This window comes from uncultured Gelidibacter sp. (genome assembly GCF_947500795.1).
Classification (GTDB): Bacteria; Bacteroidota; Bacteroidia; order Flavobacteriales; family Flavobacteriaceae; genus Gelidibacter.
Genome location: NZ_CANMTE010000004.1, coordinates 1 through 15646, shown reverse-complemented (window position 1 = coordinate 15646; position 15646 = coordinate 1). Strand labels below are relative to the sequence as shown.

Sequence of the window (15646 nt, the reverse complement as noted above, 5' to 3'; positions counted from 1 at the left end):
ATGAATTTATCCGCAGAAGAACAAGAGCAGTACAGCAGACATTTACGTCTTGATGAGGTCGGAAAAGCTGGGCAATTAAAATTAAAACAAGCAAAGGTGTTGGTCATTGGTGCCGGCGGATTGAGTTGTCCTGTTTTACAATATTTGACAGCAGCAGGCGTGGGTACGATTGGCATTGTTGACGATGATAGTATTGAACACTCCAATCTTCAGCGGCAAATACTCTACACCAATAAAGATATTGGCAAATACAAAGCAGAAGCTGCAGTTGAACGATTGCAAATGTTGAATCCGTATATCCAATATTATGCCTATAAAACAAGATTAACAAAGGATAATGCTCTTGAATTATTCCCAGACTACGATATTATTGTTGATGGAACGGATAACTTTCCAACGCGCTACCTAATTAATGATGCCGCTGTTTTGCTGGGCAAACCAGTAGTCTTCGGATCTATCCATAAATTTGAGGGGCAAGTATCCGTTTTTAACTTTAAAAATGGCCCAACCTATCGCTGCTTATATCCAACACCACCAAAAATTAACGAAGTTCCAAATTGCTCAGAAATCGGAGTGCTAGGTGTATTACCTGGAATTATCGGGAGTTTACAGGCCAATGAAGTTCTAAAAATAATCTTGGGGCTAGGAAATATATTGTCAGGGCAACTCTTGACTTTTGATGCGCTGTCCTTAAAGCAAACGTTGTTTTTTGTTGAAAAGAATATATCGAGTAACATCACAACTTTGGAAGATGATTACCAAGCATTTTGTGGCATTCCTAACGATATCAAAGAAATTAGTTATCAGGAATATGAAGAACACCCGACAAGTTTTAATCTACTCGATGTGAGAACCCAAACGGAGCGAGATGCAAATTTTATTGATAGCATTCATATTCCTTTGGATGAACTATCCGAAAGATGCCATGAAATTCCTGATAATAGGAAGTTGTTGGTATGCTGTCAGTCTGGAATCCGCAGTAAACTAGCGATTCGAATACTAAAAGAAAAGAGATTTGACCTAGCACTTGTAAATTTACAGGGCGGATTAAAAAGTCGAAGTTTATAACTATACCATACATGACATCGGTTCAATTGCGGCAAATTAAAAGGTCATACAATAAAAAGAACAGGTGCAAGTTATGTTGACCTGTTCTTTAATATATTTGGTAACTTATTATTTTCCTATTTCACAACAACAACTATGCTTCACAGCTTGTACAGTCTTTTTTCTGAGCAAATTTTTGAGCAGCATTCATACTATGTTGATAATAAAGAGACTTCAGTCCGAGTTTCCAAGCGGTAACGTGAATTTTATTAATCTCTTTAATAGGCATTTCTGGATGCACAATAATGTTAACCGACTGTCCTTGATCAATATGATTTTGACGGTTGGCCGCTTGGTATATGAGATCTAATTGATCAATTTCTGAATAGGTTTTAAACACCTCTTTTTCATTTTCTGACAAGAAATCAAGATGTTGTACTGAGCCATCGTTGTTACGGATGTCTCGCCACACATCAGCAGTGTTCTGGCCTTTTTCTTCCAATAATTCCTCTAAATATGAATTTTTGATTGTTGTTTTTATCTTGGCAATATCCTTTACATACACATTAGACCATATAGGTTCAATGCCTTGTGAGACTTGGCCCAAAATAAACGCCGATGACGTGGTTGGCGCGATTGCATTTAACGTTGCATTACGGCGTCCGTAACCCTTAAGAACTTCTGGTTCTCCAAATTTCTCTGCCAACTCTTCTGAGGCTTTATATGATTTTTCTTGAATCACTTTAAAGATCTCACTGTTCAAGTCATATGCTTTTTGACTGTTTAAAGGTAGCATCTTAGATTGTAAAAGCGAGTGCCATCCTAAAACGCCAAGTCCTAAAGCACGATTGTCCTTTGCAAAGTTATAGGCACGTTCCATAAACAGAAAGGTTTGTCTGTCTTCTCTGCTTTCAGAATCGCGATATGCTTCAAGTTTATCAATAAATTCTGTAATAACAGCATCTAAGAAATAGACCATAGTTTCCACCGCGTCGGTATCTTTCCATTTGTCATAATGCAATAAATTCACTGAAGAAAGGACACATACAAAAGACCAGTCGTCATTAGAAGGCAACATGATTTCAGTACAAAGGTTACTGGCGTAAATAGGCAGATTTTTGTCTTTATACACATCAGCTGCTGAATTATTTGCATTGTCCTTAAAGAAGATATAAGGGTAGCCCATTTCTCCTCTTCGCTGAAGCACTTTTGCCCAAATAGAGCGTTTCTTTTCATCACCTTCTATCATCTCCTCCATCCATTGGTTGGTCACGGTAACGCCGTGAGTCAATTCCTGAATAGGATTTCCTTCAGTTCCAATTTCCAAAAATTCCATAATATCTGGATGTTCAACCGGTAAATATGGCGAAAAACGACCACGTCTTACCGAGCCTTGGCTCACCACGTCAACCATAGATTCAAACAGCTGCATGATATGGACCGCACCAGAAGCCTGCCCGTTGTTTTTTACTTCTGCACCACGATGGCGAATCTTTCCAAAATATCCTGAAGTTCCACCCCCGAGTTTAGACATCATACCCACTTCAGACTGGGTGTATAAAATATTACCCATATCATCGGCAATATGCGATCCAAAACAACTGATGGGAAGACCTCTTTTCTTTCCAAAATTAGACCAAACTGGTGATGCCAATGAGTAATAACCTTCAGACATATACCCATAAAACTTGTCTGAATACCCTGGGATTCCCAATATTTGTTCGGCTCTGTCAGCTATTTCACGAATGCGCTCTTCTGCAGCTACGCCTGGTGATAGATAGCCTGATGCCAAAAAGTTACGGCTGTGTTCATTAAGCCATTCAAAGCCTCGTTGTTTTTTTTCTCCTGTTTGATGGAGTGCTTCTTTACGAGCGTTTACAAGGTTATCAGTTTCTGAATTTGTTTTTGAAGTCTGTGTGTCGAGAGTTGGATTTTGTTCGTTCATTTAAAATAGGTCATCACTGGTTATACTTTGGGTTCTTTTACTGTAATTGATAGAGCGTTTCACGAAGAAGTCGCCGTGCTTGGTGCCAATAATTTCATCGTCAAACCATTCGGTTTGTGCCAATAGGGTTTCGTCTATCTCAAATATTTTTTCAATTCCTATACTTTCAAGAGAATTGTTGAAGCGGTTTTTAATAAATTCATTGACCACATTTTTAGGTAAAAAGTCAAGTTCTCCTTCCTCAAAAATCCAATCTACAATCCTACTTTCAGATACAAAGGCTTCCCGACATACTTCTTGGATCATGCCATTGTAACTTTCATCAAACCATTCTGGGTTTTCTTGTTTGATGATTTTGATAATATCAATACCAAAATCACCGTGGATTTGCTCTTCCTTGGATGTAGCCTCTACAACATTTGAAATGCCTTTAAGCATATTTTTATGCTTATTGAAAGCCATAATAATCAGAAATTGGGAGAATAGCGAAACGTGTTCTATAAAAAGGGAAAATAACAAAATGGATTCTGCATATTCTTTATTGTCTTCACTTTTGGCATTTTTAAGAGCAGTTTCTAAATATTGGACCCGCATCATAATAGCCGGCTTTTTCTTGAGTTCCTTAAATTCTTCATTAAGGCCTAATATTTCAAGTAAGTGCGAATAGGCATCATGATGGCGAACTTCACTTTCGGCAAATGTTGCACCCACAGAACCAATCTCTGGTTTTGGCATTCTGTGATAGATATCTCCCCAAAATCCCTTTACCGCAACTTCAATTTGTGAGATAGCAAGCATGGTATTTTTAATGGCGCTGCGCTCAACTTCTGAAAGACGGGTTTTGAAATCCTGTATATCACTCGTAAAATTGAATTCGGTATGGATCCAGTAGGAATGTCGAATTGCAGGAACATACTCGTATAGTGCTGGATATTCGTAAGGCTTTAAATTGATACGTTTCTCAAAGATGTTCAGTTTGCGTTTTTGGGTTTGCTGGTTTCGGTAAAGGATGTAGCCTTTGGCCACGTCAAAAAAACCACTTTCCATTAATTTAGTTTCTACAAAATCCTGAACTTCTTCTACGGTAGGAATATAATTGCCGTCCAATTGTTTTCTCTCTAAAAGTGCTTTGTGGACGTTCTCAGAAATTCGTTCTGCATCTTCAAAAACACCATGTTTTGCAGCACTCATGGCTTTTAAAATTGCATCTGTAATCTTGTGTAAATGAAAGGGTTTTGTGCTAAAATCTCTTTTTAAAACGCTGATGATTTCCATTGGAATAGGGAGTAATAATTATGAATTGATTTGAAATGTAAAGTTGTAAATAATATCCATGTCTTTTGATTAGGACTATAAATTTTTGTCATATGGTTATTAACAATTGAGATAAATCTGGAAGGTGTTGAGGAGATTCAAGTTCATAAATAAAGATCAACTTTTATTAATTTAGACCGTATTGATTCATTGGAAATTCTCTCTGCTGCAGAGTGTTTTACCATCTAATTCAGCAATTATATGTGTAATGCGGATATGACATTCAATACAATTTTGAGATATTTCATTGCCAAATACTTGAATTTCCCTGTCATTATATTTATAAGAATATGTATAATATTAAAGGGAATAGAAGAGGGGGTACTTATGATAGTTTTATTTCTAAAACTTCTCAGCACATTCCCAGCACTCCTCGAAAAATCCCATTATAGGCAAAGCGCTTCCTAGAAAAGTCTTGGTCCCAACTCCAAAGTTTACAATTTCCATTCTACTTGCCCGCTCATTACCGATGAAAATCTTGAAACAGTCATACGCCATTGCGAGCTGCAACTTTGAAGTCAAATCCGCTTAAACCCGACTGAACGACAAAAGTCCGTCTTAATAATATGCTCAGCACATTCCCCTGCATTTCGCAAAAGCTCCATTCCAAGAAATGAGCTTCCCTTAAAATCTTGGACCCAACTCCAAAGTTTCCGACTTCCATTTCACTTGTCCGCTTACCGAAAAATATCCGTAAGCGGCCAGACTCTATTCCAATCTCCATCTTTGAAGTTCAGTCCGCTTAAACCCGGCTAAACAACATGAACCCATCTTTATAATTCGTTCAGCACATTTCCCTGTATTACGCGCCGGCCTGCCGGACGGTCAGGAAAAACTACATTTCGGGAAAAGCGCTTCACTGAAAAAGTCTTGGACACCATCCGCAATTCCTGCTTTCCATTCCGCTAACCCGTTCCGCTGCGCCGGAACGGGATGCTTCATTCCCAATCCGAAATTGTGAATGGAGTCCGCCAGTTCGGAATTTAATTTTATCATTTGGTGCCATTTCCAAAATTATTGTACTTCACAAATGTCTTTAGACATACTCCCGCACCCTCACTGCCCAAACCTTTTTTTGCCTGCAAAATACCAACATTCGGAAATTGACCGGACTGCATAAACCAGGCTCGTTCCTCGCTCTTTTTTATAAGTCCTCTACAATTCCAAATGTTGAAAATGTATCAGCAACAAAAAAATAGGGACAGCCAGGGCACTATGGGAAGTAAATCTAAAATTAAACTTATGAAATCTTACAAAAACATCAAAAGGGAAGCGGCAACAAGAAAAACAAAAAAACAAAAAAAGGTAACGCTCAGGATATAATAAGTAAATCATTTCAAAAAAAACATATGACATCAAATTGGCTTAAAGTAGAACGAGAATCGTTCTCGATCGGCCCAGACAGCATTTTTATTAACCTGCCTGCCGTTGGACAGGCCTTTAAATCTTTAATTATGAATACTTTAAAAAATCATGTACAATTAATCGGAAACGTGGGCCAGGAACCACAGATCACGAACCTTGAAAACGGGAAAAAAGTAGCCCGGCTTTCAATCGCCACCAATGAACACTACAAAAACAATGATGGGGAAAAAGTACAGGCCACGGAATGGCACACCGTCGTTGCTTGGGGAAAGACTGCCGAGATTATCGAAAACTATGTAGGTAAGGGAAAGGAAATTGCCATAATGGGAAAATTGAGAACCCGTACCTATACCAACAATGATGGAAACCAACGCTACGTAACAGAAGTGGAAGCCAGTGAAATTCTATTGCTGGGAAACAAAAGCGATAATTAATGACTAAAATTCAAGAGGGCGTTCCTTTTCAAAGTAGCGCCCTCTTTTAACTATTAACCCATTTAACACATCGATAATGAAAAGCAAAGTTAATGACATAGCGATAAGTTACAGCGGAAGCACAAAGTCCAATTTGCTCCCCAAAGTAACCTGTTCCCAAAGTGCTGCAGAGATAGCCTTCAGCAACTGGAACATGGACAAAATTGGATTGCAGGAGACCTTCAAAATAATGCTGCTCAATAATGCCAATAAGGTAAAAGGGATCTATGAAGTTTCCAACGGAGGTATCACGGGAACTTTGGTGGATGTCCGCATCCTGTTTGCCGTTATCCTTAAGAGCCTAACTACAGCCGTTATTTTACTGCACAACCATCCAAGCGGAACCCTAAAACCCAGTGAAGCGGATAAAAGGCTGACCCAGAAAATTAAAAAGGCAGGGGAGTTGTTGGATATTAATGTTTTAGACCACTTGATACTGACCCCTGATGGTGACTATTTTAGTTTTGCAGATAACGGAATGCTTTAAATTTTAGCTTACAGTTTTCAAAATTTTATGGACTTCGAATTAGTGTCCCTAAACCAGCTTTAAAGGGATTAGAAATAATGCCATGGATCAAAAAAAATCGATGATGGTATTCGCAAATACCTAAATTCCATTTGTAACTTTTTTTAAATGGTCAGCCCCGAAGTGAAATTTTGAAATTTCTTTTCTTAGAGGCTTAAGCAAGATCAGATCCATTTAGGTGAGATCAGTTCGACTTCCGCAAGATCAGATAGACTTAGACGAGATCAGAATTGTCAAATCTAATTTTTAAGCACTTTCTAATCTTATGGAGGTGTTTTTTTTGTTTGAACAATTCCATTTCATGAAAAAAATGCTATCTTTATTTAGCTGAGATTCAGCATTCAAATTTACGTAGGGTTATCCATTTTTCACTTTCGCCGATAATCTTATACATCAAAAAATAACATCGGAAATTCATTTCCTTGACATGGCAATTGGTGCACGATTACTATCGGAATTAGCCAGATTGTATGAAATTTTTGTTCGCCTATGGCGAACGAAAAGGAATAGCAAGAGGGTAACACGCTGCGCGATGTTACGGATTCCTTTTCGTTTTTAATTGACTGAAAATCAAGTCTTTAAAACTAAATTAAATTTCTGACAATCAGCAATTTGCGACAATTGGGCTCTGAACAGCCAGTTTTAGGGAAGTTTTTGCGACAAATTGGCGAAATATGGACTCATTTATTGGAATTAGATTTAAAAAGGAAACTGCCAAGCGTTTTCAAACATTCTCACGCACTCACTTCAAATCGCATACTGAGGCAATGTCCGCGATACTCGATTTTTTCCTGTATAACGAAATTTCCCCAAAGGAAAACTTTGGTCCCACTGGACGTACCATCGAATCTAAACTTTTAAAACGGATCAATGCCGTTATCGCCATAATGAGAGATATTGAAAAGACCCAAACAAAGCCGACAGTTGCAATGATGGAATCTCTTTTTCAGACCGAAGAACCACAAAGAAAACCCTTGATACTCGAAAAAAAATTAAGGGAAGAAAACTTTATGGAGGGTGGGCCTATGGAGGAGGCAGAAGGTCAGAACAAGCAAGATCGTCACAATCATCTTTAAATTTTCGGATCATGTATATTACCATCACAGCCCAAAAATTAAGCGCCAACTACTCACAGAGTTCAAGAGATTTCGTAGGCTATCTGGAGAAAGAAAACCAAGAGCTGGGAGCGGAAAGCATGGAACACTTTTTCAATCAATATGGCGATGGGATTTCCGCTGAAGAAGTGGTAAAGGATATTGATGGAAACACTGCAAAACTCAAAAAAACAGAACCGAAATTCTATTCGATTACAGTCAGTCCGTCAAAGTACGAATTGAACAGGTTGCAGAAATGTAGTGAAGATTTGAAAAAGTACACTCGTGAGATAATGAAGGATTATGTGGCATCCTTCAATCGTGAAATCAATGGAAGACCTATAACCGTCGATGACATAAAATACTATGCAAAAATAGAACATCAACGAACCTTTAAAGGAACTGACATACAGATTAAAGAAAACCAGCCTTTTGCTAAAAAAATACTTCAGCTTAAAACTGAAATCCGAAATGTGCAAGATGGCAGAGCGGAAGGGAATATCAACACTATGAAAAGAGAAGTTTCAAAATTAGAAAAGCAAGCACCACACCAACAAGATGGTCAACGAATTGTTCAGGGAATGCCAAAGGCTGGAAATCAAAGCCACATACATATCATAGTAAGCCGCAAGGATGCTTATAATTCCATCAGCCTTTCACCAGGAAGCAAGCACAAAGCTTCAGAAGTTGAAATGCACGGTAAGAACGTGAAACGAGGCTTTGATAGGGATAAGTTTTTTGAGAGTGCAGAGAAACGGTTTGATAAAACATTTGAATACAAAAGAAACTTTGCAGAAACCTATAATGCACGAAAGGATTTTGTAAGGAATCCGAAAATCTATTTTGCTTCCTTGATGAAACTGCCCACCAACGAGAAGGCATTGGCTTTTAAAATAATGGGTAAAGCGGGTATTCCAATAATGCCAACAATCCCGGTAACCCAGGCACAATTGGCAATGAAAATTTTTAATAGGCTACGACGTGGGGCAGAAGTAGCCATAAAATCGAGTTCCATCGGAATCTAATATTTAGTTATGTTTTTAGACCATCTCTTTATAGTATTTTTAATTATTGGTTTGTCCAGTAGTATTTTCTATGGCATATTTCGAATAGTTAAAAATGCCTTTGTCGTCAATTTAATAGTAATTGCGAGTCTTGTGTATTTTCTAAATGGTCAATTGCCTTTAGTGGACATAGTACTCTATTTGTTCTGTCCTCTCATCTTAATTAATCTAGTAATGTATGTTTTCTTACATAAAACGGACACCCCAGAAAATAGAAATACCAAATATGAAGTCAATTTTCCCACCACCAATGGAAATTTTAAATTGGACAACATCAAGCGAGGTGCCTCTATAATAGGTTCTGCGGGAAGTGGTAAGACTGAAAGTGTCGTGTACGGATTTCTGAAACACTTCCAAAAAGAAGGTTTTTGCGGAATTATTCACGATTACAAAGATTTTGAATTGACCGAAATGGCATATCCACTTTTTAAGAATTCTGATATCCCGTTTAAGGTTATTTCCTTTGATAAAATCATCCATAGGGTAAATCCTATAGCGCCACGCTATTTGGAGAACGAAGAAAGCGTAAATGAGGTGTCAAGGGTATTAATCGAAAACCTTTTGGAGCAAAGGGAGTCGGGAACGTCGGGAACGACAAAGTTTTTTAACGATGCTGCAGAAGGTCTTGTTGGTGGCCTGATCTGGAAACTAAAAACAACCTACCCCGAATTTTGTACGCTACCGCACTTAATCGCTGTCTATCAGTACCTGGATACGGAAAGCCTTATCCAGTTTTTGAAAACCAATACGACTTCTAGAGCTATGGCAGATGCTTTTATCAGTGGGAAAGATTCTGAACGGCAGACTGCAGGTGTAAAAAGCACTTTGGCCAATGCTCTAAAACGGATTAGCACCCAACGTATTTTTATGGCATTGTCTGCTGATGACGTGCCACTCGATATAAATAATCCAGATAATCCTACGGTGATTTCCATAGTGAACAACCCGAAATTTGAACTTCCTATTCGCCAGTAATTGCAACTATTATCCATACTATTACAAAACAAATGAGTGTGCGAAATTCCAAACCATCTTTTCTATTAATGGAAGAGGCTCCCACCCTTCGGCTATTGAACATGCACCGAATTCCTGCAACGTTGCGCAGTTATGACATTGCTACCATTTATGTGATGCAGGACAAGATCCAGAACGATATGATGTATGGCGATAAGGCGAGTATGTTACCTACGCTGACGGAAGGGATAAAAGGGTTCAGTTTAAATTAAACAGGATTCCGCGAGAATTGCCAAAACCTGAAGATGAATTTTCTGAAACAGATTTGCAGGACAATTTTGAGCGGATTTATAAAGAGGTAAGGTCTCTATTTAATATTAATACAACTGTCTAAATTTTACTCTGGAGGGACATATAGGTAATTTAGAAGGTTATTTTAAACGATTGATTTATAAAAGATAGTGTCCTCCTATTTAATATAGCCTACATGTTATCGGGTGCATGTGAAGTGACCAATAAAAAGATATATTGAACCATTCCAGCCCTTATGTATCTTGAAGAAATTTAATGGAAGTATTAGTTTTACATATAATATATGCGATAACAGAAATATTAATAGCTTCCCTCTAATCTTGAACGCAGACGCGTGAAGAACTTTAATGAGAATTGAAAAATTGGACTCAATAGTAAGGTATAAATAAAAGTCACCCAAAAAACCGGACCGCCAAGTAGAAATCCAATAGCCAACACAATGAGTTCAACCATGATTCTTGCTTTTACTACCGATAATCTAAAGCGTTCTGACATGGAAAGCATGAATCCGTCTCGTGGTCCAGCACCTACACCTCCAGACACGTATAAGCCACCTCCTAATCCTGTCAGCGAAATCCCCACAAGTAGCAAAAGGTAGTCTGTCCAAGTATTACTGGCATCGGGTAATATACCTGACCAAAGAAATAAATCCATAATGGGGCCTATTAGTAAAGCGTTTAAAAATGTCCCAATATTGACATATTTCTTACTGACCAACAACGAGATGCCAATGAGAACAAAACCCACTATAATACTCCACGTGCCAATACTTAAACCAAAATGATCAAATAGCGCTACATTCAAAACATCCCAGGGATGTAATCCCAAATACTTAACCTTGACAGAAAAAGCTACTCCAAGTCCGAAACATATCAGACCGATAAAATAAAATGTGTAACGAATACTCTTAGAATGTACTGCTTTTACGCTATGGACTTCCATTTTATGGCTTTGAAAAAAATTAAGCCTGCAAACTACGAAAAATGAGAGGGATTGAGGAAGTCAATTTTTTATATTTCTGAACAAAAGGACGCCTCTAAAATAGGTTTAATAATACCTTTGATGCAACCAATGAATTAATGCAAAATAGTAATCCTTTTAAATAAATAAGTAAAGCTGTATTTTCGACGGTCTTAATCATAATATAAGCAAATGCAAGAACCTACTATTTCAACCAACTTATTAAAAAGTAAACCTCATTTTGATATCCTTGATGGCTTAAGAGGTTTGGCTGCTATTGTGGTGGTCATTTTTCACTTTATAGAAATCATCATTCACGATTTTAGCGCTAATTTTATTTCACACGGCTACTTGGCCGTCGATTTCTTCTTTTGTTTATCTGGGTTTGTTGTGGCGTATGCCTATGATAATCGCATAGCGGGCATGGGGCTAAAAACCTTCATTAAAATAAGACTAATTCGGCTGCAGCCTTTGGTGGTCATAGGTTCAATTTTAGGTTTGCTAACTTTTTTGTTTGATCCTTATGCCGATTTATATGCTGTTTATGGTTTTGGAGAAACGGCCCTACTTTTTATTACTTCCATGTTTTTAATTCCTTATCCTGTAGTATCTGAACGTTATTTTAATCTGTTTAATTTAAACGCTCCAAGCTGGTCACTCTTTTGGGAATATGTCGCTAACTTCCTGTATGCGATTTTGTTATATAAGGCTACAAAAACAGTATTGAAAATACTCGTGTTAGTGGCTGCGGTTGGTCTTTTTGTTTTAGGTTGGAACACAGGCAATTTACTCGGCGGTTGGAGTGGTGGTACCTTCTTTGAGGGTTTGGCGCGTATTTCTTTTTCTTTTTTGATGGGAATGGTAATCTTGCGATGTAATTGGATTATCAAAAACAAATTAGGTCTGTTAAGCCTGAGTGTTTTACTCTTACTTGCATTTTTGGCGCCGCATAATGACCAATGGAATGGGATAGTAGATCCTATTATTGTTGTTTTCTACTTTCCATTAATTGTAGCCTTAGGGGCTGGAGCAACTTTAAACCACAAATATGCTAAAATAAATAAATTTTCCGGAGATATTTCCTATCCACTTTACATGACCCATTATCCATTTATGTGGGTATTTGCGGGCTATGTTGTAGTAGAAGAACCAAGTATGACTGAATTAAGTTGGGTAATTCCTATAGGCGTAATTTTACTCATAGGCTTGGCCTACTTAGTGTCTGTGTTTTTAGACTTTCCGGTACGACGCTATTTTACCAATAAAATGAGGCCAGAACAAGTCGATTAAAAATGCCACAGGCAACAACCCCACCAATACCCGGAACACTGCGCAACAGATCATAGTCATTTTTATAATGTTTTCGGCAATAGGCACGCAGTTCGTTGGACACCTCTCTTTTTTCCCTGTCCAAGAACCTGAACGTGCGCATCCTCCCTTCAAGTGCCGATTTGGCCGTGGGATGCGCAAAGGTCACTGCATCCACCCAGTTCCTGAACCTATGGCTCCATTTGTCCGTATTGAACACTTCGGGAATCGTGATGCCAAAATATAGGAGCTGCATCTTTATCCTACTTTTATTGCGGCGGATATCCTTGACCAAGTCGTTGCGGCTTCTAAAGAGACTTCGCAGTTCCTCCCTTTCGACATCGGGAACGGTCACGGCGTTGAGCCTTCCATCTTTAAGTTCCCTGGCGATGAGCTGGGCATCGATACGGTCGGTCTTTGAGTATTTCTCCTTGCCACTGCGGTGTATGTCCGCAGGGTTGGCCACGACGGATAACCATCCAAAATGAATGAAACTGCGGTGCGCGGAAAAACCGCAACATCCCGCTTCATAAGCCGTGGAAACCTCGTGATCTACAAAGTTCTTCTGCACATAATCGTAAAGGATCTGTGGTTCGGGGGGCATGGAAAAAGACTTGCCCATGAAAAGATCGGTGGCACAGTGAACTTTCCAGCTTCGTTTGTGAATGTCGATGCCAATGTATAACTTTGGTTGGGCAGTGGGTTCTGTTTTCATATCTTATTGTTTTAGTGAAATATAAAGATACGAGACGCGCTGCTTTTTCATGGATGCTATAAGCAATGGCTTGTCCTCGCCTACTTGGGAATTCCTGCGGATTTTCCAATGGCAAGTATCTGTTTGCAATTGTCCGTGACGTCCCACGCCACGACTCATACGTGTGCCGAGAGTAACGAACGGCTGAAATTCGTTACGCAACTGTTTATAAGATGGTGGAACCGACCCACCGGTGTTGTCCTACAGGGGAGAGCACCAACTAAGCGAAGCAATATCACGACTACCATTTTGAAAAAAGGAATAATAGGAGTAAACCACCATAAGGTGCTTTGGTAAAGAGCCAAGGTATTGAGCGTTATGGAAAAGGCTACGCCAAGAGCTGGCCAGGTATGAATAATGGAGATGAATGCAAATGAACCTCTGATGAAGTGTCGAGAAAGTGCAACCCTCTTTCAAAAGTATTTGAAGTATGACAAACATTATAAGTCCAGCGGTCACCTGTTTATTGGCTGGGCGGCAGGCGTCATTTAGGAGGCATGACCATTATTTGGGCTTATTTACGGAACTCGGGAACCTGTGCCAAGATGCAAAGTGAAATGCACAATAGCACAAACTAGAGGCAGAATAGCGATGCTTGGCATAGGGGCGGACTCATCCGTAGTAGTGATGAAGTTTCTGTAATGGAAATGGAGCAAAGGGGTGAGCTAATTTGATAGACATACTGCCAACTTGAAAGAGGATGAGCTATTTTTGTATATCACTTTAGAAGAGCCGTATGATGGGAGACTATCACGTACGGTTCCCTGCCCGTCCGGCAGGCGGGTGTGAGAGAGGAAGGTTGAAATTCCCTTTTCCTACTCGACACAAACACGTTGTGCGTAATTATAGAGGACGTTCCCTATAAAAAAATCTAAACTTTTTCGAAAAAATATTTTGTGGTACTGATTATTATATATTACTTTGTATTTCAAAGTACTTTTAATAATGAAAAAAAATAAATATCTAGACGACTTAAAGGAGATAAAAGAGATAATGTCTCGAACTACTCAGTTCATTTCTTTAAGTGGACTTTCAGGTGTTTCGACAGGTATCATTGCTTTGGTGGGAATGTGGTTAGCCTTTAGAACCGTATTCAATGATCAAGATTATTTAGTTTACCATGCAGTATCCCTGAGTTATGAAAGAGAAATCTATTTGTTAGCCATCGCAATAGGAACAATTATACTTTCCGTTGGTAGTGCAATATTCTTTACGAAGAGGAAGTCGAAAATACAAAAACAAATAATTTGGAATGGTTTGACGAAACGCTTTCTATTCAATTTATTAATACCATTGATAACAGGTGGGATTTTATGCCTAATGCTACTGGACAAAGGTTTTATAGGTTTTTTACCTTCCTTAACTTTAATTTTCTATGGCCTTTCACTTATAAATGGGGGTAAATATACATTCCGTGAAATAAGATATTTGGGAATAATTCAGATTTTACTTGGACTATTAGCATTCCAGTTCATCAGTTATAGCTTATTATTTTGGACTTTTGGCTTTGGGATTATTCAAATTATTTATGGCTTAATTATACATAAGAAAAATTAGATTGTGAAAAACGTTCTTAACGATTTCGACAAAGCATTTGAAAACAGAATTCGATTGGGAGTTATGTCAGCACTGGTTGTGAATGACTTCGTAGATTTCAATACTTTGAAAGAATTGCTCTCTGTAACTGATGGGAATTTAGCAAGCCATTTAAAATCGCTGGAGAAAAGCAACTATATCATTTATGAAAAAAAATTCTTGGAACGAAAAGCTAATACATCATATTCTGCAACAGAATTAGGTAGGAAAGCTTTTATAAAGCACTTACAAGCAATTGAACAATTAATAAAACAACTATAAAATATGGAAAATCTACCCAGTAAAAATCTAGTTCTTTACCGAACAATTACTATTCTTATCACACTCATTGGAATAACTTTGATAACTTATATGATTACTATTGAAGGTGAACTCGGACTTCTTCCTATAACACTAGTATTAATAGGTCTAACAACCTCAATTTATTTTCACGTAAAGTTAAACGGAAAAAAAAACATATTTAAAACAACGTCCACTCAATCAAATAAATAACATAAAAAAATGAAAACAATTCAATCTTTAGAAAAAAAATCATATAAAAGACTATTGAGTTTGTTATTTGGTGCAGGTATTATTTTATTAATATTTGCTGTATTACAACTAACTATCGGTACAGGTGTTGACGGAAAAGGTTTTAATTGGAAATTAAACGACTTTGTAATCTGTGGGTTTCTTTTATTCGGCACAGCATTTTTATGCGAGTTCGTTCTACGAAAAGTCAAAACACAAAAATTAAGACTTTTAATTTGTATTGTGATTTTATTGACGTTTGCATTAATTTGGATAGACCTAGCGGTAGGTATTTTCAATATTCCAGGTTTCTCAGGAAGTTAATTTATAAACTAAATAACTACTTACAATAACTAAGTATTCGGCTCGCCGATAGGCCAGAGCTGAATACTGTGTTGACGAATCCGGTTGATTTGCCGCCTTA

The 15646-nt window shown here is 38.0% G+C and carries 13 protein-coding genes and 1 pseudogene; 10 read left to right on the top strand and 4 right to left on the bottom strand.

Going from position 1 to position 15646, the window contains the following annotated elements; translation table 11 throughout:
• Positions 1–1068, top strand: a complete 1068-nt coding sequence (locus Q0947_RS10255) for a ThiF family adenylyltransferase (protein WP_246924617.1) — start codon at positions 1–3, stop codon at positions 1066–1068.
• Between the two features lie 133 nt (positions 1069–1201).
• Here Q0947_RS10255 and Q0947_RS10250 read toward each other — a convergent pair whose 3' ends face one another.
• Both Q0947_RS10250 and Q0947_RS10245 read right to left on the bottom strand, forming a co-directional pair.
• Complete coding sequence (locus tag Q0947_RS10250; RefSeq protein WP_246924576.1) at positions 1202–2992, bottom strand: ribonucleoside-diphosphate reductase subunit alpha; 1791 nt, start codon at positions 2990–2992, stop codon at positions 1202–1204.
• Positions 2993–4267, bottom strand: a complete 1275-nt coding sequence (locus Q0947_RS10245; protein ID WP_246924574.1) for a ribonucleotide-diphosphate reductase subunit beta — start codon at positions 4265–4267, stop codon at positions 2993–2995. It lies immediately after the preceding gene.
• Between the two features lie 1493 nt (positions 4268–5760).
• Between Q0947_RS10245 and ssb the strand changes: the two genes are divergently transcribed.
• The 5 genes and pseudogenes from ssb to Q0947_RS10220 all read left to right on the top strand — a co-directional run bounded on the left by ssb (position 5761) and on the right by Q0947_RS10220 (position 10176).
• A complete protein-coding gene (gene ssb, locus Q0947_RS10240) occupies positions 5761–6105 on the top strand; it encodes a single-stranded DNA-binding protein (protein ID WP_246924615.1) in 345 nt (114 codons plus the stop codon).
• 76 nt (positions 6106–6181) lie between these two features.
• Complete coding sequence (locus Q0947_RS10235) at positions 6182–6631, top strand: RadC family protein (protein ID WP_246924571.1); 450 nt, start codon at positions 6182–6184, stop codon at positions 6629–6631.
• A gap of 713 nt (positions 6632–7344) precedes the next feature.
• On the top strand, positions 7345–7746 hold the full coding sequence (locus Q0947_RS10230) for a BfmA/BtgA family mobilization protein (RefSeq protein ID WP_246924569.1): 402 nt from the start codon (positions 7345–7347) through the stop codon (positions 7744–7746).
• A gap of 11 nt (positions 7747–7757) precedes the next feature.
• On the top strand, positions 7758–8789 hold the full coding sequence (gene mobB, locus Q0947_RS10225; protein ID WP_299396774.1) for a MobB family relaxase: 1032 nt from the start codon (positions 7758–7760) through the stop codon (positions 8787–8789).
• Between the two features lie 9 nt (positions 8790–8798).
• Positions 8799–10176 (top strand): annotated as a pseudogene (locus Q0947_RS10220) (type IV secretory system conjugative DNA transfer family protein).
• Between the two features lie 218 nt (positions 10177–10394).
• Here Q0947_RS10220 and Q0947_RS10215 read toward each other — a convergent pair.
• Positions 10395–11036 carry a hypothetical protein gene (locus Q0947_RS10215; RefSeq protein WP_299396772.1) on the bottom strand — a complete coding sequence of 214 codons (642 nt, stop codon included), beginning with the start codon at positions 11034–11036 and terminating at the stop codon, positions 10395–10397.
• Between the two features lie 210 nt (positions 11037–11246).
• Between Q0947_RS10215 and Q0947_RS10210 the strand changes: the two genes are divergently transcribed.
• The gene (locus Q0947_RS10210; RefSeq protein ID WP_246924558.1) at positions 11247–12344 is read left to right on the top strand and encodes an acyltransferase; all 1098 of its coding nucleotides are present in this window, start codon (positions 11247–11249) and stop codon (positions 12342–12344) included.
• Here the strand turns inward: Q0947_RS10210 and Q0947_RS10205 are convergent.
• Positions 12310–13077 carry a transposase gene (locus Q0947_RS10205; RefSeq protein WP_299396768.1) on the bottom strand — a complete coding sequence of 256 codons (768 nt, stop codon included), beginning with the start codon at positions 13075–13077 and terminating at the stop codon, positions 12310–12312. The genes Q0947_RS10210 and Q0947_RS10205 overlap by 35 nt on opposite strands.
• Before the next feature lie 984 nt (positions 13078–14061).
• On the opposite strand from Q0947_RS10205, the gene Q0947_RS10200 reads away from it, so the two are divergent.
• The 3 genes from Q0947_RS10200 (at position 14062) to Q0947_RS10190 (ending at position 15546) form a co-directional block, all read left to right on the top strand.
• Positions 14062–14673 (top strand): hypothetical protein, encoded by a 612-nt coding sequence (locus tag Q0947_RS10200; protein WP_299396765.1) that lies wholly within the window; start codon positions 14062–14064, stop codon positions 14671–14673.
• Between the two features lie 3 nt (positions 14674–14676).
• Positions 14677–14973, top strand: coding sequence for a transcriptional regulator (locus tag Q0947_RS10195; protein ID WP_246924551.1), 297 nt, complete (start codon positions 14677–14679; stop codon positions 14971–14973).
• Between the two features lie 240 nt (positions 14974–15213).
• Positions 15214–15546: a hypothetical protein gene (locus Q0947_RS10190; protein ID WP_299396761.1), complete on the top strand. Its 333-nt coding sequence runs from the start codon at positions 15214–15216 to the stop codon at positions 15544–15546.
• Positions 15547–15646: the final 100 nt, after the last annotated feature.

Bases quoted from the DNA above. Each gene is read 5' to 3' on its own strand.
- Q0947_RS10255 (WP_246924617.1), top strand. From the start codon at position 1: ATGAATTTATCCGCAGAAGAACAAGAGCAGTACAGCAGACATTTACGT.
- Q0947_RS10250 (WP_246924576.1), bottom strand. From the start codon at position 2,992: ATGAACGAACAAAATCCAACTCTCGACACACAGACTTCAAAAACAAAT.
- Q0947_RS10245 (WP_246924574.1), bottom strand. From the start codon at position 4,267: ATGGAAATCATCAGCGTTTTAAAAAGAGATTTTAGCACAAAACCCTTT.
- ssb (WP_246924615.1), top strand. From the start codon at position 5,761: ATGAATACTTTAAAAAATCATGTACAATTAATCGGAAACGTGGGCCAG.
- Q0947_RS10235 (WP_246924571.1), top strand. From the start codon at position 6,182: ATGAAAAGCAAAGTTAATGACATAGCGATAAGTTACAGCGGAAGCACA.
- Q0947_RS10230 (WP_246924569.1), top strand. From the start codon at position 7,345: ATGGACTCATTTATTGGAATTAGATTTAAAAAGGAAACTGCCAAGCGT.
- mobB (WP_299396774.1), top strand. From the start codon at position 7,758: ATGTATATTACCATCACAGCCCAAAAATTAAGCGCCAACTACTCACAG.
- Q0947_RS10215 (WP_299396772.1), bottom strand. From the start codon at position 11,036: ATGGAAGTCCATAGCGTAAAAGCAGTACATTCTAAGAGTATTCGTTAC.
- Q0947_RS10210 (WP_246924558.1), top strand. From the start codon at position 11,247: ATGCAAGAACCTACTATTTCAACCAACTTATTAAAAAGTAAACCTCAT.
- Q0947_RS10205 (WP_299396768.1), bottom strand. From the start codon at position 13,077: ATGAAAACAGAACCCACTGCCCAACCAAAGTTATACATTGGCATCGAC.
- Q0947_RS10200 (WP_299396765.1), top strand. From the start codon at position 14,062: ATGAAAAAAAATAAATATCTAGACGACTTAAAGGAGATAAAAGAGATA.
- Q0947_RS10190 (WP_299396761.1), top strand. From the start codon at position 15,214: ATGAAAACAATTCAATCTTTAGAAAAAAAATCATATAAAAGACTATTG.